The sequence below is a fragment of the Streptomyces araujoniae genome (genome assembly GCF_050871195.1).
GTDB classification, from domain to species: domain Bacteria; phylum Actinomycetota; class Actinomycetes; order Streptomycetales; family Streptomycetaceae; genus Streptomyces; species Streptomyces bacillaris.
This window is the reverse complement of the sequence record NZ_CP194070.1, coordinates 6,041,931-6,059,527: the sequence shown is the minus strand read 5'-3', so window position 1 is coordinate 6,059,527 and position 17,597 is coordinate 6,041,931. Positions and strand designations below refer to the sequence as shown.

Annotated in this window: 11 protein-coding genes; 3 read left to right on the top strand and 8 right to left on the bottom strand. The window is 70.9% G+C overall.

Features of this window, described 5'->3' with window-relative positions; translation table 11 throughout:
• Positions 1 to 7: 7 nt before the first annotated feature.
• Entirely contained in the window at positions 8 to 997 is a 990-nt protein-coding gene (locus ACQ9ZG_RS26170; RefSeq protein WP_109917088.1) for an NAD-dependent epimerase/dehydratase family protein, read from the top strand.
• 1,502 nt (positions 998 to 2,499) lie between these two features.
• Here the strand turns inward: ACQ9ZG_RS26170 and ACQ9ZG_RS26165 are convergent.
• The 8 genes from ACQ9ZG_RS26165 to ACQ9ZG_RS26130 form a co-directional block, all read right to left on the bottom strand.
• Positions 2,500 to 4,200 (bottom strand): AAA family ATPase, encoded by a 1,701-nt coding sequence (locus tag ACQ9ZG_RS26165; RefSeq protein ID WP_109917089.1) that lies wholly within the window; start codon positions 4,198 to 4,200, stop codon positions 2,500 to 2,502.
• On the bottom strand, positions 4,197 to 4,457 hold the full coding sequence (locus ACQ9ZG_RS26160) for a hypothetical protein (protein WP_146225846.1): 261 nt from the start codon (positions 4,455 to 4,457) through the stop codon (positions 4,197 to 4,199). The genes ACQ9ZG_RS26165 and ACQ9ZG_RS26160 overlap by 4 nt, the downstream gene beginning before the upstream one ends.
• A gap of 780 nt (positions 4,458 to 5,237) precedes the next feature.
• A complete protein-coding gene (locus ACQ9ZG_RS26155; protein WP_109917091.1) occupies positions 5,238 to 6,134 on the bottom strand; it encodes a tyrosine-type recombinase/integrase in 897 nt (298 codons plus the stop codon).
• A 116-nt stretch (positions 6,135 to 6,250) separates the two neighbouring features.
• Positions 6,251 to 7,801, bottom strand: a complete 1,551-nt coding sequence (locus ACQ9ZG_RS26150) for an RNA polymerase sigma factor (protein ID WP_018488306.1) — start codon at positions 7,799 to 7,801, stop codon at positions 6,251 to 6,253.
• A 325-nt stretch (positions 7,802 to 8,126) separates the two neighbouring features.
• A complete protein-coding gene (locus ACQ9ZG_RS26145; RefSeq protein ID WP_175513288.1) occupies positions 8,127 to 9,017 on the bottom strand; it encodes a FadR/GntR family transcriptional regulator in 891 nt (296 codons plus the stop codon).
• A 160-nt stretch (positions 9,018 to 9,177) separates the two neighbouring features.
• Positions 9,178 to 10,911 (bottom strand): ATP-binding cassette domain-containing protein, encoded by a 1,734-nt coding sequence (locus tag ACQ9ZG_RS26140; RefSeq protein WP_499281281.1) that lies wholly within the window; start codon positions 10,909 to 10,911, stop codon positions 9,178 to 9,180.
• 361 nt (positions 10,912 to 11,272) lie between these two features.
• The gene (locus ACQ9ZG_RS26135) at positions 11,273 to 12,016 is read right to left on the bottom strand and encodes an NUDIX hydrolase (protein WP_018488309.1); all 744 of its coding nucleotides are present in this window, start codon (positions 12,014 to 12,016) and stop codon (positions 11,273 to 11,275) included.
• 644 nt (positions 12,017 to 12,660) lie between these two features.
• A complete protein-coding gene (locus tag ACQ9ZG_RS26130) occupies positions 12,661 to 14,346 on the bottom strand; it encodes a DUF4192 domain-containing protein (RefSeq protein WP_499281280.1) in 1,686 nt (561 codons plus the stop codon).
• A 110-nt stretch (positions 14,347 to 14,456) separates the two neighbouring features.
• Here ACQ9ZG_RS26130 and ACQ9ZG_RS26125 point away from each other — a divergent pair, with 110 nt between their 5' ends.
• Both ACQ9ZG_RS26125 and ACQ9ZG_RS26120 read left to right on the top strand, forming a co-directional pair.
• Positions 14,457 to 16,628: a RecQ family ATP-dependent DNA helicase gene (locus ACQ9ZG_RS26125; protein WP_084991709.1), complete on the top strand. Its 2,172-nt coding sequence runs from the start codon at positions 14,457 to 14,459 to the stop codon at positions 16,626 to 16,628.
• A gap of 234 nt (positions 16,629 to 16,862) precedes the next feature.
• Positions 16,863 to 17,513, top strand: coding sequence for a hypothetical protein (locus tag ACQ9ZG_RS26120; RefSeq protein WP_028419076.1), 651 nt, complete (start codon positions 16,863 to 16,865; stop codon positions 17,511 to 17,513).
• Positions 17,514 to 17,597: the final 84 nt, after the last annotated feature.

Here is a 17,597-nt window from a genome sequence, read left to right as displayed (position 1 = left end):
AACCACCGTGAAGATAGTGATCACCGGCGGTGCCGGATTCATCGGCAGCAACCTTGTCCGCGCCCTGACCGAACATCCTCGGGTCTCCCGACTCCGGGTCGTCGACAACCTCTCCACCGGGGACAAGGCGAACCTCGCCGACCTTGATGTGGAGTTCTTCGAGGGAGACGTCCAGGACGCCGCCCTCCTCGACCGGGCGTTCCGCGGCGCCGACGCCATCGTCCACTTGGCCGCGCTCCCCTCCGTACCGCGCTCTCTGCAGGACCCCCTGGCGAGCCACCACGCCAACGCGACCGGCACGCTCCAGGTCCTCGAAGCCGCCCGCCGCGCCGGCGGCCCGCACGTGATCGCCGCGTCCTCGTCCTCCGTCTACGGCGCCAACCCCCACCTGCCGAAGCACGAGGACCTGGGCTCCGCCCCGATGAGCCCGTACGCGGTCACCAAGCTCGCGACGGAGGCGTACCTGAGCGCTTACCACCACAGCTTCGACCTGCCTGTCCTCCCTTTCCGCTTCTTCAACGTCTACGGCCCCGGCCAGCGCGCCGACCACGCCTACGCCGCCGTCATCCCGAAGTGGATCAGCGCCACCCTCGCCGGCCGGCCGGTGACCATCCACGGCGACGGCACCCAGACCCGCGACTTCACCTACGTGGGCACAGTCTGCGATGTCCTCACCGAGGCCCTCCTCCGCCGGATCGTAGACCCCCGCCCGGTGAACCTCGCCTTCGGAAGCCGTACCTCGCTGCTGGACCTGGTCCAGGAGATCGAGAGGACGACGGGCCTCAGCGTGCAACGGAAGCACGTGCCGAGTCGCGTTGGCGATGTCCCCCATTCGCAGGCCGACAGTACGCGCCTGCGAGCCCTGTTCCCAGGATTCGGCCCCGTAGCGCTTCAGCAAGGGGTTCCCTCGTCAGTGGACTGGCTCCGTCGACAGCTCACCACGTCATGGGCGGGTCCTGTCCAGCTGCTGCGTCAGATGGACGGACGACACAATTAGGCAAGCGCAAGAGAGAGTCAGCTGAAGCTGGGTGACAACCGCGCCGATCGCCACGGCGCGCCGCCGGTGCAAGAGCAGTCCTCTTGTGAGCACAGCAAGCCCTCACCCACGACAGCTGCCCCAAATAGAGGAAGATCAGCCGCAGAGTTTTTCACCGGGGAGAGAAACGGTCGACGGGGGCGGGGTCGACCACTGACCTACGAATACGTCGACGCCCCTCCCCCCCCCACCCCTTGCACCGACGGGCGACGGGCGACGGGCGACAGCCCCATCCGGCCACCGCGCGGCTGGACTCCCGCGCCCGTGCGTGACCTAGATCAACATCGACAGCGTCGGGAGATCGCCAGAAGACGATCAAGCCACAACTGGCGTCATCCGCTCATCGTCGCCTTGATCGTCACGACCGCACCGCTAAGACCGGCGGGGTGTCCGTGGTGGGCAGGCGCCTGTGCAATCGGTAGCGACACGGGTTCAACATTCGTGGAACTGGCACAACCACTCGCCATGGAGCGCAGCGGCTGGTCCGGTGGGAGCGATGCTGGGTGCGATCGGCGGGTACCTCAGCGGTCGGGCTCAGGCGCCTGACACAGTCGAGGGCGCATGACTGCAGCTCTCGAGGCAACGGACCGAAGCCCTTTGACAGGCTGAGACCGATGCTTGTGCTCAGTTCGTGGACGCTTGGCATCGCGCGTTGTTCGACAGCAGGTGCGTTTACAGCACTGGTTCGCGTGATCAGCTTCTAAAGGAGCTTCCGGATCTTCAGGACGAGTGCGCGTTGAGTAACGTGGCGTCGCTGCTGCAGATGCCATCGACTGAGGCAGAGAGCGCGAGAGCCGTTGACCAGACCTTTGGCTGCCAACGGGGTGTACCTACGGTGTGCAGCACGTGGAGGCCAGACCGACGATGAGGTAGATCGGCATCGGGAGGCTCACGAGAGCCTGGCGACGCACAGGCAGTTATTGAGGGCGTTTACAGGTCACAGCGCAGCAGCGCGCCTCACAACCAGGTCTCGCGCTCGCTACCACTGACATGTAGCCACGGCACCAGTCTGTGGGATTCCGACGCCGGGCCTGACAACAGACTCGACGCCGGACCCTCTCAGGCGGACAGTCGCAGGATGAGCCACGAAGGTACGTCGCGCGCTGTCCAGGGGCGAACCCTTGAACGGAGAGTCCCACGCGGCGGTATAGCGCGAGGGCGAGCGGCCCGTCAGCGCCGACGTCAATAACCTAGTGGGCGGCGCCGTGATGGTGCACCCGGAGCTGCCCAGCGCCCTTACCGTGGTGTACGCAGTGAGGTCAAAGACTTCTTTATCACCTTCCCTACGGTTTTCGCTATGCCCTTCGCCATGGCGAAGGCTCCTGACCTGCACCTTCGCTATAGCCTTCACCATCCTTCGCTATCCAGCGTCGCCCCTTCGCTATAGCGCCGCCTCTCTACGTAGTAGAGGGCAAAGCGAAGGCGAACACGAAGGCACGAAGGGAGTCAGGGGCAAAGACGGATCACTGGTCGCCGTCTTCACCGATCGGACCATCGGTGACGGCGTCCTTGCCGATGCCGGTGATGGTGTAGCTCGTGCCGGCCTTCTTCACCAGCTCCTTGCGGACGAGCGTGCCCATCCATGATGCGGTGGTCGAGGGGGACCATGGCTTGCCGGTCTTCGGGTTCGGCCCCTCCTCCTCAGTCACGTGCCGGGCGATGGCCGACACTCCCAGCCCGCCGACCTCATCGGTAGCGGTCAGGATGGACAGGATGAGGCGCTGGCGGGCGTTGACCTCGGGCGTGTGCCGCACCTTGGAACCGCTGTGAGCCGCCCTGGTCGGTGCGAGAGAGCTCCAGCCCTCCACCACATCGCCCACCTTCTCAAGGTCCAGCAGGAAGGCGTCCATGGCTTCGGCGTCCTTCTGCTTCCCCTTCGGAGCCCTGGTCGAGAGCACCACCTTCAGTCCGTCCTGCCGCTTCACCGCGATCACGGTGGTCGCGGCGGCGTAGATGGCGGTGGCGCCGCGCATCCCCTTCGCGTCATCGGCGCCGAAATAGTGGACGAGCAGGATGCACGCGCCGGTGGCTTCACGGAGCTGGTGCAGGACGTTCATGACCACGCCCATCTCCGTGTTGTCGTTCTCGCTCACGCCGACGGTGCACATGGCCTGGGTATCGAAGATGATCAGCCCGTAGCCAGCGCCCTGCTCCTTCCGGCGCTTCACGTGGGCCAGCAGCGCGGGCATCTCCACGACCAGGTCGGAGAGCTGGACGGCCCTCGGGTAGAACGTCACCTGGTCGCGGGGAATCTTCCGGCCGTTCTTCCGCTCCCACGCGCGGATGCGGTCGCCATACGCCCCGGCGCCTTCAGCGACGATCACCAAGGACCCGACCATCGCCATCGGCCGGTCGTCGCCGTGGTACGTCATCCCGAAGGCAGCCCTCGCCGCGATGTCCAGGGCCAGGAACGTCTTGTAGGTGTTCGAGGGACCTGCCAGCCAGGCCAGGGAATCCATGTAGAGGAGACCGTCGATCAGCGCCTCGGGGCGCTTCACCGAGAGCATCGCGTCGACGCCCATGAGCCCATCGGACTCGAAGAAGTCCAGGAAGGACTGAGCGGCTGCGTCCAGCTCACCTGACAGCTGGCGTTCCATCTTCTCCCGCTTCACCTTCTCGCGGGCCGCGTCACGGCGGCGGGCCTCGGCATCAGCCTTCTCCTGCGCCTTGATCTCATCATCGTCGGACGCCTTCAGGTCGTCGCGGCAGCTCTGCACCTGCTTGATGAACGCCCGCTTGGCTGCCCACTTCGGGTTGCTCTCCTCACTGGGGCCGAAGGCCTTGGTCATGCGCTCGTTGGAGAACTGGGTGTCGGAGATCATCGCTATGCCCCAGGCGAAAGCGTCCCAAGCCTCGCGGGTCCAGCCGATCTCTTCCCAGGGCTCCAGTCCCTGTTCCTGCTTCGGGGTCTCAGTGCCGCCGAAGTGGGAGCGGTGCCGGCAGGGGACGTACTGGTTGTGCAGCGAACACGTCTCCCGCCTCTGGCCGGGAGTGGTGCCCTCGTTGATGGCGGCATCGGGCGCAGGCACAGGGGCAGGCTGGCTGAACTCATCCCTCGGCGTTTCCCGGCATTCCGTCGGGCGGCATCCCGCGGCGTCGGGGCCGACTCCTGCTGCGGAGCCTCCGCCTGACGGGACGCTGGCAGGCTGGTTGACGGGGGTCATACCGCACCGCCCTCGTCGTCAGTGAGGCACGTGCACCCGTCCTCGTGGAAGAACAGCACCGGGATCACCTTCCCAGCCTGGGCCAAGGCTCGGCGCTGCTTGCGGTTCGGCATCTGGGGGCGGGCCCCGCAGTCAGGGCACCAGCCCTGCACGTTGGCAGCCCGACGGACGGCAAGCCCATCCTTGAGAACGGCAGGGGCTGAGTCCGGGATGGCCGGCTGCACGACGAAGGCCTGCTCCCCATCGAACGTCGTCACAGTGATGTCGTAGCTCTGGTGGCCCCTGGCATCCGTGCGACGGAAGTTTCCGCTATGCGACATCGCGGCCACCCCCGCCCTTGATGACTCCGCGGGTGGTCTTAGCAGCACGGGCCCGTGCGGATGCCAGAGCGAGGCGCTTGAAGTAGGCCCTACGCGCGTGCTCAGCTCGGCGCGCGCGTTCTTCGGGAGTGAGGGTGCCGTCAGGGTCCACCTCCCGCTCGAAGCGGTCGAGGAACGCCTTGCGAGCAGGGGCAGTGTGTGCGGCGGGGTCTTCGCAGTTGGCCCACAGCGTATGGGCCGCAATCTGAGCGAGCAGGGAACGCTCGGCAGCGCTCATGGAATGCGCGGTCATGGCAGCAGGAAGTCCTATCCTTCAGGATCTTCCCGGTCCGCCATTCGGCCTGTACTAGGCCACCGGTTCAAGTCGCTGCCGCGTGCAGCATCGATCGCCGACGGTTCCTCAACGCGTGAGGCGCTGGACCCCCGAGCCTAACACGCGCTACGCGGAACGCGGAGTGATGTCGACCGCTCGCTGCTGCTCGCCCGTCCTGTCGTACTTACGGAGAAGCGGTGCAGCCTCCCCCTTCACCGAGTCGAAGTCGAAGACGCCACAATCTTCGTGGTGATCACCCGTCCACCATTCAAGATCACCTCGCGACGTGACGTAGGCCACCTTCCTCCGGCAAGCGGTGCAACGCAGCATCATCGCAATCTGTTCGGGTTGCGAAAACGGTGAGCCGCTCGATGCGCGGCTGCGCTGCGCCGGGCGCAGGTATTTCACAGGTCCCCCAGATTGAGTCGGCGAGCCTCGTCAGCCGCACGCCGCTCGGACGTCGAACGGGTGTACCGGTCGATCATGTCGCGGCGCGACCATCCCGCTACGGCCATGAGTCCGCCCTCGGAACCGCCCCGGGCAAGCCATCGCCCGGCAGCCGTGTGGCGGAGAACGTGCGGATGGAAGTCCGGAATCCCGGCCGCCTCGGCTCGCACCTTCAGCGCGCTGTACAACGCCTGATAGGTGAAGCCCTTGCTCCTGTCCCCCAGCCACAGGTTGGGCGTCTCGGCCAGCCGGTGCGTTCGGCGGGCCCGCTGGTAACGGTCGATAGCACGGCCGGTCTGCGCGCCGAAGGGCACAGTGCGACTCTTGCCGCCCTTGCCGCGCCTGACGACCGCCATGCCCGCCTTGAGATCCACATCCCTAATCTCCATGGCCACGATCTCACCCGCCCGCGCACCGGTCTCGATCATCAGCCGGACGATGGCCTCGTCGCGACGGTCACGGAAATCACGCCCCGCGCATGCCTTGATCAACAGCCGGCACTGGTCATCATCGAGTTCCTCCACGACCTTGTGGTCAAGCTGAGGCGGCTTGAGGCTCACGAGCTGATCGACAGCGATCTCGCCCTCCTCGGCGAGCCATACGGAGAAGCGGCGCACGGCCAGCTGCCGCGACCGCGCCGTGGACGCCTCTGCACCCCCGTCCAGCAAGGCCGAGACGAAGGCGTTCACGGTCGGCCGGTCGAGGACCGGAAGGCGATCCGCCTCCCCGCACCATCGCAGGAACGCGCGGACTCCGTCGCCGTAGGTCTTCAGCGTCTGCGCGCTCTTCCGCTCGGCAGAGAGATGAAGCAGCCAAGAGTCGAGAAGCGATGCTATGTCCAGATTTGCGCTCATATCGCAAGCATATGCCTCTGCGGCGCGAGATATCTGGGCTGGGAACGCTGCGCTCCTACGAAAAAGGCCCCGACTTGCACATGTGTGCAGGTCGAGGCCTTGATCGCGGTCAGCTCCTAGTCGAGATAGTCGCGCAGGACCTGGGAACGCGACGGGTGGCGGAGCTTCGACATCGTCTTCGACTCGATCTGGCGGATGCGCTCACGCGTCACGCCGTAGACCTTGCCGATCTCGTCCAGCGTCTTCGGCTGGCCGTCGGTGAGACCGAAGCGCATCGAGACCACACCGGCCTCGCGCTCGGAGAGCGTGTCGAGGACCGAGTGCAGCTGCTCCTGGAGGAGCGTGAAGCTGACCGCGTCCGCCGGGACGACGGCCTCGGAGTCCTCGATGAGGTCACCGAACTCGCTGTCGCCGTCCTCGCCGAGCGGGGTGTGCAGCGAGATCGGCTCACGGCCGTACTTCTGGACCTCGATGACCTTCTCGGGGGTCATGTCGAGCTCCTTGGCCAGCTCCTCCGGGGTGGGCTCACGGCCCAGGTCCTGGAGCATCTGGCGCTGGACGCGCGCGAGCTTGTTGATGACCTCGACCATGTGCACCGGGATGCGGATGGTGCGGGCCTGGTCGGCCATGGCGCGGGTGATCGCCTGACGGATCCACCAGGTGGCGTACGTGGAGAACTTGTAGCCCTTGGTGTAGTCGAACTTCTCGACCGCGCGGATCAGACCGAGGTTGCCCTCCTGGATCAGGTCCAGGAAGAGCATGCCGCGGCCGGTGTAGCGCTTGGCCAGGGAGACCACCAGACGGAGGTTGGCCTCCAGGAGGTGGTTCTTGGCGCGGCGGCCGTCCTCGGCGATGATCTCCAGCTCGCGCTTGAGCTTCGGCGCGAGCTTGTCGGCGTTGGCGAGCTTGTCCTCGGCGAAGAGACCGGCCTCGATGCGCTTGGCGAGCTCGACCTCCTGCTCGGCGTTGAGGAGGGGAACCTTGCCGATCTGCTTGAGGTAGTCCTTGACCGGGTCGGCGGTGGCGCCGGCGACGGCGACCTGCTGGGCAGGTGCGTCGTCCTCGTCGTCGTCGGAGAGGACGAAGCCCTTGTTCTCGCCCTCGGCCTCCTCCTCCTCGCCGCCCTTGCCGGCCTTGACCTCTTCGACGGCCTCGTCACCGTCGAGCAGCTCGTCGTCCTGCTTGCCGGACTTCTTCGCCGCGGTCTTCTTGGCGGCCGTCTTCTTCACGGCGGTCTTCTTGGCGGCCGTCTTCTTGGCTGCGGCCTTCTTCGCGGGGGCGGCCGCGACGGCGTCGTCGGCCGCCGCTTCCGCGCTCGTGGCCGCCGGGGCGGCGGTGGCCGCGACGGTCCGGGTCACGGTGGTCTTCGCCGCGACAGTCTTGGTGGCGGTGCGCTTGACCGGGCTCTTCGCTGCGACGCTCTTGCGGGCGCGTTTCGGCGACTCCGCGGCACTGACCATCAGCGTCACACCCTCTTCCTCGAGGATCTGGTTGAGGCTGCGCAGAACATTCTTCCACTGGGTTGGCGGAATCTGGTCAGCCTCGAAGGCCCGACGCACGTCATCGCCGGCGATCTGCCCATCAGCCTTTCCCCGCTCGATGAGCGCCATCACAGACTCGGACTCGGCGATCTCCGGCGGGAGCGTACGGGATGTGCTGGCCGACACGAACAACCTCTCGGAACGATGGAAACGGCTTCCGGCCCTGCCCTGGGGAGGGCGGGAACCGACGTCCGCCGACTGGGGATGTCGCCGACGGCGCGGGTTTGGCCTCAGAACGGAGACAGCGCGCCCAAGGGCTGCTGTATTCCTTCCGCGGCGGTCACCTCTTAAGTCATCGCGCTGCTTCGAGGAGTGTTACGCCCAATCCGCGTGGCCCGAGTCACACCCCATTCGCGACGAACCGTGCCAGGACGGGCATCCCTCACCATTGTGCCGCCGGACCCGTGCGGTCCGGCGGCACAGGGCCTGTCCACCCCGGCCGTGGGCCGGGTCAGTGCTGCTCACGGGGAGCGGGCACCACGCGGTCCACGTCGGGGTGGACGACGAGTAGCTGGCGCATGGCCGTCTCGGCGCCCGCGGAGTCGCCCGACGCCAGGGCGTCGACGATGCGCGCGTGGTGGGCGAGCGAGGCGTCACCCGGCCGGTCGCAGCCGGTGACCGGACCGCCGGAGACGTGCAGGGCGGCCGAGACGATGCCGGAGAGGTGTTCGAGCATCCGGTTGCCCGCGGCCTGGATGAGCAGGGCGTGGAACTCCGCGTCGGCGCGGGAGAAGGTGATCGTGTCCCCCTGCCCCATCGCGTGCCCCATGATCTCCACCATGTCGCCGAGGCGCTGCTGGAGGTCCTCGCGGCCGTGGCCGGCGGCGAGGCGGGCGGCCAGCGGCTCGATGGTCCAGCGCAGCTCGGCCAGCTCCCGGCGCTGGTCGTCGCGGTGCGGGCCGAAGGCGCGCCACTCGATGATGTCGGGGTCCAGCAGGTTCCAGTCGCTGACCGGACGGACGCGCGTACCTACATTGGGGCGTGCGCTGACGAGCCCCTTGGCCTCCAGGACCCGCAGGGACTCGCGGACGACGGTACGGGAGACCTCGAACCGCTGGCCGATCTCCTCCGGGACGAGCGGGCGGTCCGCGCCGAGGTCACCGGAGACGATCATCTGGCCGAGCTGCTGGACGAGTTGGCCGTGCAGGCCGCGCCCGCGGCTGGCCGCTCCCCGTCGGCTCGCCCGCCCCAACTCGGAATCGGAGCCGCCCCAGGGGCGGGCCGCGGCACGTTCTCCGGCCGGCGTCTCCGCGTAGGGATAGCGATCGAGTTCGCCCGAGCCGGCCAGGCCGGAATCGGCGGAGCGGGCGGCGGTCATCATGGTGTGCGCAAGGGTACTCACGCATCCTTTGTCGGCGTGGCTCGCCCGCCCCTTGAGGTCTTTGGTGAAAAGCACACGAAAGGGTGATCGGCGCTCACGCCGCAATTGACGCCATATCCTCATGAACCAGGCATTTTCTAGGGGGTTACGGGCTCCTCCTCCCGACGCCGGACCGCGACGATCACCAACGCACCTTTCCGCGAAGGCTGGTGAACAGATACGCGCAGACAAGGGCGGACAACGACAGGGCGAGTGCGGCGCCCACGGGCTGCGCGACCATGCGCGCCACGGCCAGGACCCAGCGGTCCGCCTCCTGCGGCAGTTGCCACCAGGCGAGTTCACGCAGCCGGCCCGGAAGGCCGGTCACCGAACGCGCGGACGGGGCGGCGAACACCTTCTGCACCAGCGGAACCACCAGCACCGGTACGGCCAGTACGGCGGCGATGCCCGCGCCGGTCACCCGGAAGACGCCCGCGGCCAGCAGCCCGGCCCAGGCGCATCCCACGGTCAGCGCCGCCCAACTGGCTCCGAGAGCGAAGGCATTGGCGGGCACGGTGATCAACTCGGGGCCGTAGAAGAGCCGGAGGCACTGCGCCCCGCAGACGACGACGAGGGTCGCCAGCAGGAGGGCGAACCCGGCGGTCACCGTGAGCTTGGCCAGCAACAGGCCGATCCGCCGGGGCACGGTGCCGCGTCCGGCGGCGAGCGCGGGGTAGCGGAACTCGTCGCCGAAGGAGAGAGCGCCCAGGATGCCCGCGCCCAGGGCGGCGGGAGGCAGCGGCAGCACCTCGGGCCAGGCGGCGAGAGCGCGCGGCAGAGGCGTGCCGCCGGTGCGGGCGAGCAGGACGGAGAGGGCCGCGGAGGCCAGCAGCACGGAGGCCATGATCAGGGTCGTCGTACGGACCCCGAGGGAGCGCCGCAACTCGTAGCGGAGCGGGCGCAGCGGCCCCCGGGCGGGGCGGGCCCTGATGGGCGGCGGGAGTTCGGAGAAGCCGGCGGCGGGCCGGTGCGCCTCGGGGTCGCCCGGAGGCGGGGCGGCGGGGCCGGTGTCCCCGATCTCGTCCGCGAGTTGGTGGACGGGGACACCGTGGCGGAAGGCGGTGTCCCCGATCTCGGCGCAGGTCGAGCCGTACACGGTCACCCGGCCGTTGGTCTCGGGGACCACCTCGACGGACCGCCGCGCGGCGCGCGCCTCCCGGCTGACGACGGCGGCGAGCCGGGCGGCGTGCGGGGTGCGGACGGCGACACGGGGACGGAGCCGGGTGCGGGCGAAGTCGGTGACGTCCTGGTCGGCGACGAGCCGGCCGACGTCGAGGGTGACGACGCGATCGGCCGTGCGGGCGGCCTCCTTGGGGTCGGCGGTGGCGTACAGGACGGTTCCGCCCTGGGCCGCGTGGGCCCGCAACAGCCCGTGCAGCCAGCTGTTCTCCCGTGGGGAGAGGCCTTCGGCGGGGTCGTCCAGGACCAGGGTGTGCGGGTCGCCGAGCAGGGCGGAGGCGAGGCCGAGGCGGCGGTCCATCCCCACCGAGAGGGTGCCGAGCCGCTGGTCTCCGAGCCCGGCCAGACCGACGACTTCGAGCATCTCGTCGGCCCTGGTCACGGACGTCCCGGCGGCGGCGCAGAGCATCCGCAACTGCCCGCGGACCGTACGGGAGGGATGCCCGGGCACATCACCGAGCAGCACGCCCACCTCGCGGGCCGGGTGGGCGATGCGGTGCAGCGGCCGCCCCCGGAAATAGGCGACCCCCCGGCCGGAGTCGAGTTCGAGCATCAGCCGCAGGGCCGCGGTCTTGCCCGCCCCCGGGGCGCCCAGCAGAGCGGTGACCCGGCCGGGCGGGGCCTCGAAGGTCAGATCGTCCACGGCGGGCGCGGTGTTGCGACGGGGGGTGCTGGTGAGTCCGATGGCCTGGAGCATCGCTTCTCTCGCGTTCTCTCACGGACGGTGAGATCGCTCGGCGGCAGAGGGGTACCGCAGCAACATAACGCGACATTTCTGACTTTTGGTGCAGCAGTGGGCCCGCGGGTGTTCCGCACCGCGGGGCGGGCGGAGCCCGGTACTTCCTCCCGGCGGCGGCCTCGCGACGTCCGCTTCTTCCGGCGGCGGCTCGCCTCTCTTCCGGCCGCGGCCCGGCGCTTCCGGCGGCTCCGCTGCGGTCCGGCGGCTTCCGGCCGCTCCGACTGCGGTCCGGTGGCTTCCGGCCATCCACGGACGGGCTCGCTGCTCGCGCTTCTCCCGGCGGCGGTGGCCGGGGGCCCTCGCGTCCGCCGGAGTGGTCTCAGACTTCCGGCCTCAGCATCGGCGGGTTGAGCACCGTGGCCGCCCCGGCCCGGAAGAGCTGCGCGGGCCGGCCGCCCTGCCGGGTGGTGGTCCCGCCAGAGGGCACCAGGAAGCCGGGCGTCCCGGTGACCTTGCGGTGGAAGTTGCGGGGATCGAGGACCACTCCCCACACCGCCTCGTACACCCGGCGCAGCTCCCCGACGGTGAACTCGGGCGGGCAGAACGCCGTGGCCAGCGAGGAGTACTCGATCTTGGAGCGGGCGCGCTCCACCCCGTCGGCCAGGATCCGCGCATGGTCGAACGCGAGCGGCGTGGCCTCCTCGCCCTCCCTGAGCAGGTCGTCCACGGGCGCCCAGCGCGCACTGTGGGCGTCCCCTCCTGCCCGGGGCGCCGGAAGGTCCGGCGCGAGGGCGAGGTGGGCGACGCTGACGACCCGCATCCGGGGGTCCCTCGCGGGGTCCCCGTAAGTGGCCAGCTGTTCCAGGTGCGCGCCGTTGCCCACGGCGGGCTTCGCCGGATCGTGGGCGCAGAGCCCGGTCTCCTCGACAAGTTCACGCGCTGCCGCCGACCCGAGATCCTCGTCGGCCCGGACGAACCCGCCGGGCAGCGCCCACCGGCCCTGGAAGGGCGTCTCCCCACGGCGGACCACCAGTGCGCAGAGCGCGTGGCGGCGCACCGTGAGTACGACCAGATCCACGGTGACGGCGAAGGGCGGGAAGTTCGACGGGTCGTAGGGCGGCATGCCGCGATCATAGTCGTCTGCCTGACGATAAACACTCCCTTCGATGCGACGGTGATCAGGAATTCCGGGGTGCTGTGCCGGATGGGGCCTGGCCGGAGGGAAGTTCGGCGCTGTCGGCCCCGCGGCCGCTCCCTCCGGGCGGACCGGCCCCACCCCGGGAGCATCCGGGCAGTGCCCAAGGGGCATCCGGGGCCCAGGGACATCCGGAGGGGTGGGTCTCTGGCGGGGCGGGCGGCCCTCCGTAACGGGGGTTCCCGACAGGAAGGGCCTGCCCTCCCTGGGCGAGCCGGTCGGCGGCCCGCAAGCGGCCCGGAAGGCCGGGGCGGCGAGCCGACGCCCCGGCGGCAGACGACCGGGGGGCGAGCGATCGCCCCGAGGCCGGCGGGCGGGTGGTCGAGTGGTGGGCGGGTGGGTGACCGGTGGCCGACAGGCGGGTGATCGGCAGGTGGGTGGCCGACAAGAGAGTGGCCAGCGGGCGGGTGGCCGACAAGCGAGTGATCGGCAGACGGGTGGCTGGCCGGCGAGTGGCCAGCAGGCGGGCGGGTGGCTGGTCGGCAAGTGGGCGAGTGATCGCCCAGGAGGATCCGCCGGAGCGAGCGGGCTGACCTGGTGCGCGGCCTCCCGCTCCGGCTCGGCTCCCCGACTCAGCGGCGCGTCCCGGTGCCCCGTCGGTCGTACCGCCGGATGTCGCTCGCCCGGCGCCCGGCGGCGGCCGGTCCGGGGCGGGTGGTGCCGGACGTCGGCGGCCTCCCCTCGCTGCCCGTGGTGCGGCGCCCGCTTCCGCGCCGCCGTGTCCCGCTCGCCGCGGGCCTGACCCGGCGGACCCGGAGGGCGGGCCCACGGGCGGTCACGGTTTCCGGCGCCGCACCGGCGCTCCCGGCCTGCCGCGGCCGCCCGGGCCCCGCTTCCTCCGGCTGCTCGCACCCCGTCGACGCACCCACCGCCTCAGGTGGGGCGACGTCCCTCGGCACCCCGACGGCCGCGCGCTCATCGGACTCCCTCGGGGCCTCGGCCCCGGCCCACTCGGCGCCCGCCACCGCCCGGGCTTCCCCGACGGCTCCGGCCACCCGCGCCTCCGCGCTCCCGGCAGCCCCGGCCGCCGAGCCCTCATCGGCCCCCGCCGGCACCCCGGACTTCCCAGGCCACTCGGCCCCCATCCTCTCCTTGGCGCCCTTGGGCCTCTGCGCACCCGGACCCGCCGCCGAGCCCTCGGCCTCCCCGCGCAGGCAGCGGCGCAGGGTCTCCGGGTCGAGGCCCTCGTTGCAGGCGCGGTGCAGGAGCTGGGCGAAGGTGTAGTGCGGGTCCGCGCGGAGGGCCATCGTCAGGGCGACGCGGGCACCGGGCTCGTCGCCGGTGGACCAGGAGACCCAGCCCGCCAGGGTGAGCGGGGCCGCCGCGTGCTCGCCGTACGGGCCGACGCAGCGGCGGGCGAGGGCGCGCCAGAGCCGCAGGGCGTGGTGGCCGTCGGGGCCCTCCATCCAGGCGGCCGCCTTGTCACGGGTCTCCCGGTCCTGGAGGCCGAGGATGACGGCGGCGGCCTCCTCGTCGCCGATGGCCCGGTCGTCCCCGACGTCACGGACCGTCTCCGGGGCGGGCCGCATCCCGCCGAGGCGGCCCATGAGGGTGCGGGCGAGCGTGAGGGTCTCCTCCGCCACCCGGGCCTTCGCCCGCCCGTTCAGGATCCGGGCGACCAGCGACGGCGCGGCCCGGTCCAGGGCCCGCAGTTGAGCGCGGGCGGTGTCCGGGGTCTGCCAGGGGGTGAGCCGGGCCTCCATGTCGCGCAGCGTCCCCCGCACCTGGATCCCGGCGTACGCGGCCGCCGCGGCCATCACCGTCGTACCGGGCATGGCCAGGGGCTTTCCCTCGGGCGGGCAGCAGCGGACGTCCGGGCAGCAGTAGGACCAGTAGTGGCCGTCCGAGATGCAGAGGGCTTCGAGCACGGGCACGTCGAGCGCCCCGCACGCCGTGCGCAGGCTCTGGGCGAACGGCCGCAGCCGCTCCATGGTCACCCGGCCGCTCTCGCCGTCCGGCGGGTCCTGGCAGAGGAAGATCAGGATCGCGTCGGGCCGCCCCTCACGGCGTTCGCTCCCCGCGATCAGGCTCTCGGCCAGCTGGTCGGCGACCGGCCCCCATTCACCGGGCGCCCGTGGGATGCCGAGCCGGAGCCGGCCGCCGAACCGGCCCCGGTCGCCGTGCAGCGCCACCATCACGACGCTGTCATCGGGATGGAAACCCATCAGATACGGGAGGGCGTCGGCCAGTTCGGCGGGACCGCGGAGGGTGATCTGCCTGCTGTCGGCCGGGCCGGTGGATTCCTGGTGCTCGTTCATGGCTCGACGGTCCCGCGCCCCGCCGGATCCCGCGACCCCTGTGGATAACGTTATCCACAGGCTCGCCCCGCCGTTCGCGGTTTGTGGTCGTCATCGGGTTGCATGGGGGGATGACCAACGCAGACCGTGCAGCACTCAGGGCCTCGGCCGACTCCGTCCTCGCCCGACTCGTCGGGGACGCCACGGGTGAGGCCCGGCTGCGCGAGGACCAGTGGCTGGCGATCGAGGCGCTGGTCGCGGAGAAGCGCCGGGCGCTGGTCGTGCAGCGCACCGGGTGGGGCAAGTCCGCCGTCTATTTCGTGGCGACCTCGCTGCTGCGCGCCCGCGGCAGCGGTCCGACCGTGATCGTCTCACCGCTGCTGGCGCTGATGCGCAACCAGGTCGCGGCGGCCGCGCGTGCGGGGATCAGCGCCCGTACGATCAACTCGTCCAACACGGAGGAGTGGGAGAGCGTCCAGGCCGAGGTGGCCGCCGGTGAGGTCGACGTGCTGCTGGTCTCCCCGGAGCGGCTGAACAACCCCGACTTCCGGGACCAGGTGCTGCCCGCGCTGGCCGCCGCGACCGGGCTGCTCGTGGTCGACGAGGCGCACTGCATCTCCGACTGGGGACACGACTTCCGGCCGGACTACCGGCGGCTGCGCACCATGCTCACCGACCTCCCGGCCGGCGTGCCCGTGCTCGCCACCACCGCCACCGCCAACGCACGCGTGACGGCCGACGTCGCGGAGCAGCTCGGCACGGGCGCGGGCACCGACGCACTGGTCCTGCGCGGTCCGCTGGACCGGGAGAGCCTGAGCCTCGGGGTGCTCCGGCTGCCGAACGCGGCGCACCGGCTGGCCTGGCTGGGCGACCACCTCGGGGAGCTGCCCGGTTCCGGGATCATCTACACGCTCACCGTCGCGGCGGCCGAGGAGGTCACCGCCTATCTGCGGCAGAACGGCCATCCGGTCGCCTCCTACACCGGCCGGACGGAGAACGCGGAGCGCCAGCAGGCGGAGGACGACCTGCTGGCCAACCGGGTCAAGGCGCTGGTCGCCACCTCCGCGCTCGGCATGGGGTTCGACAAGCCCGACCTCGGCTTCGTCGTGCACCTGGGCTCGCCCTCCTCCCCCATCGCCTACTACCAGCAGGTGGGACGTGCCGGGCGCGGGGTCGAGCACGCCGAGGTGCTGCTGCTCCCCGGCAAGGAGGACGAGGCGATCTGGCAGTACTTCGCCTCGGTCGCCTTCCCGCCCGAGGAGCAGGTGCGCCGCACCCTGGACGTGCTGGCCCGCGCGGAGCGGCCGCTCTCCCTGCCCGCGCTGGAGCCCCTGGTCGACCTCCGGCGGACCCGGCTGGAGACGATGCTCAAGGTGCTGGACGTCGACGGTGCGGTGAAGCGCGTCAAGGGCGGCTGGATCTCCACGGGCGAGCCCTGGGTCTACGACTCCGAGCGCTACGCGTGGGTCGCCCGGCAGCGGGCCGCCGAGCAGCAGGCCATGCGGGACTACGCCACCACGACGGCCTGCCGGATGGAGTTCCTGCGGCTCCGGCTCGACGACGAGGAGGCCACCGCCTGCGGCCGCTGCGACAACTGCGCGGGCGCCCGCTTCGACGACAAGGTCTCCACCGCCGCCCTGGACGGTGCCCGCAACGAGCTGGGCAGGCCGGGCGTGGAGGTGGCCCCCCGCAAGATGTGGCCCACCGGTCTCTCCGCCGTCGGCGTCGACCTCAAGGGTCGCATCCCGGCCGGTGAACTCGCCTCCTCCGGCCGGGCGCTGGGCCGCCTCTCCGACATCGGGTGGGGCAACCGGCTGCGCCCCATGCTCGCGGCGCAGGCCCCGGACGGATCAGTTCCGGACGACGTCACGGACGCCGTGGTCACCGTGCTCGCCGACTGGGCCAAGGGCCCCGGCGGCTGGTCCTCCGGCGCCCCCGACGCCGCTCCCCGGCCGGTCGGTGTCGTCACCGTCGCCTCCCGCCGCCGGCCGGAGCTGGTCGGGTCCCTCGGCCGGCGCATCGCGGAGATCGGCCGGATGCCTCTCCTCGGGACGGTGACGTACGCCCCGGGCACCGAGGATCTGACGGTGTCGCAGACCAACAGCGCCCAGCGGGTACGCGCCCTGCACGAGGCACTGACCGTGGAGCCGGAGCTGGCGGCGGCGCTGAAGTCCGCAGGTGGGCCGGTGCTCCTCGTCGACGATCTCTCCGACACCGGCTGGACACTGGCCGTAGCCGCTCGGCTGCTGCGGCGCGCCGGAGCCGAGGGGGTGTGTCCCCTGGTCCTCGCGGTTCAGGGGTGATCAGCGGTGATCAGGGGAACGGCAGGCGTCATCCGGCCGTGGCTGGGCAGGGATATCAGTAGCATTCCGGCCCATACCCGTCAGCGTCGTCAATTGCTCGTTGCCGCCTGCCGGTACGCCAGGAAGAATTGGGACCGCTCCCCGCACAGTTCTCGTCGGGCCCGGAAGGGCTGTGCCGCGGCGCGCCCTCACTCGACCCTGCCCGCACCGTGGGCGCGTAGCGAAGGGAGGACCATGACCTTCGGATTCGCCCCGTCCCCCGCCACTTCGATATCGGCGTTCCCCACGCCACCAGGCTCCGCGGCCTCCGTCAACCGCCTTGCCCGGATGCTCGAACCCGCCGAGTGGGCCTCGGCGGGCATACCGCTGCTGCGCAGCCCGCGCGAGGTCGTCAGCGGGCTGCACTCCCGCCACCGGCCGACGCCCACCACCGCCGTGATCGCGGTCCTCGACCACGAGGAACGGCTCACGGCGAGCGCCTCGTTCGTGCGCCGGGACACGGTCGCGGCGGACGGCTGGGAGTTCCGCAACGCGCTGCTGGCCCACCTGCGGCGGGTGATCCCGCACGATCTGCGCCGCCGCACTCCGGTGCGTACAGCCGTACTTCTCTACTGCCGTGACGGCGACGAACGGTGGACCGAGGAGGACGGCGCGTGGATGTGGGGCCTGCGGGACGCCTGCACCCTGCACGGGCTGCGGTGCGGTGCGTACATCACGCTGACCGGCGGGGGCTGGCAGGTGCTCGGCGAGGGGCGGGGCGGACGGCGTCCCAGCTCCCTGTCCGAGCCTGCTCCGCTGGCCGACCTCGTCACCGAACAGCCGCCCACGCTGACCCGGACCGGTGGCGGCTCGGCCCAGGCGCTGCACCGCTCGGCCGCCCGGTAAGGCACCGAGCCCCGGGCACGCCGGACGCCGAGCCGTCCACACCGGCGGGGCGAACACAGGCGCCGTGAGCCGGAACGGGCCGTG

What these genes read in the sequence shown, in the direction of transcription:
- ACQ9ZG_RS26130 (WP_499281280.1), bottom strand. Translation starts at nt 14,346, where the DNA reads ATGAACGAGCACCAGGAATCCACCGGCCCGGCCGACAGCAGGCAGATC.
- ACQ9ZG_RS26120 (WP_028419076.1), top strand. Translation starts at nt 16,863, where the DNA reads ATGACCTTCGGATTCGCCCCGTCCCCCGCCACTTCGATATCGGCGTTC.
- ACQ9ZG_RS26140 (WP_499281281.1), bottom strand. Translation starts at nt 10,911, where the DNA reads ATGCTCCAGGCCATCGGACTCACCAGCACCCCCCGTCGCAACACCGCG.
- ACQ9ZG_RS26165 (WP_109917089.1), bottom strand. Translation starts at nt 4,200, where the DNA reads ATGACCCCCGTCAACCAGCCTGCCAGCGTCCCGTCAGGCGGAGGCTCC.
- ACQ9ZG_RS26155 (WP_109917091.1), bottom strand. Translation starts at nt 6,134, where the DNA reads ATGAGCGCAAATCTGGACATAGCATCGCTTCTCGACTCTTGGCTGCTT.
- ACQ9ZG_RS26135 (WP_018488309.1), bottom strand. Translation starts at nt 12,016, where the DNA reads ATGCCGCCCTACGACCCGTCGAACTTCCCGCCCTTCGCCGTCACCGTG.
- ACQ9ZG_RS26125 (WP_084991709.1), top strand. Translation starts at nt 14,457, where the DNA reads ATGACCAACGCAGACCGTGCAGCACTCAGGGCCTCGGCCGACTCCGTC.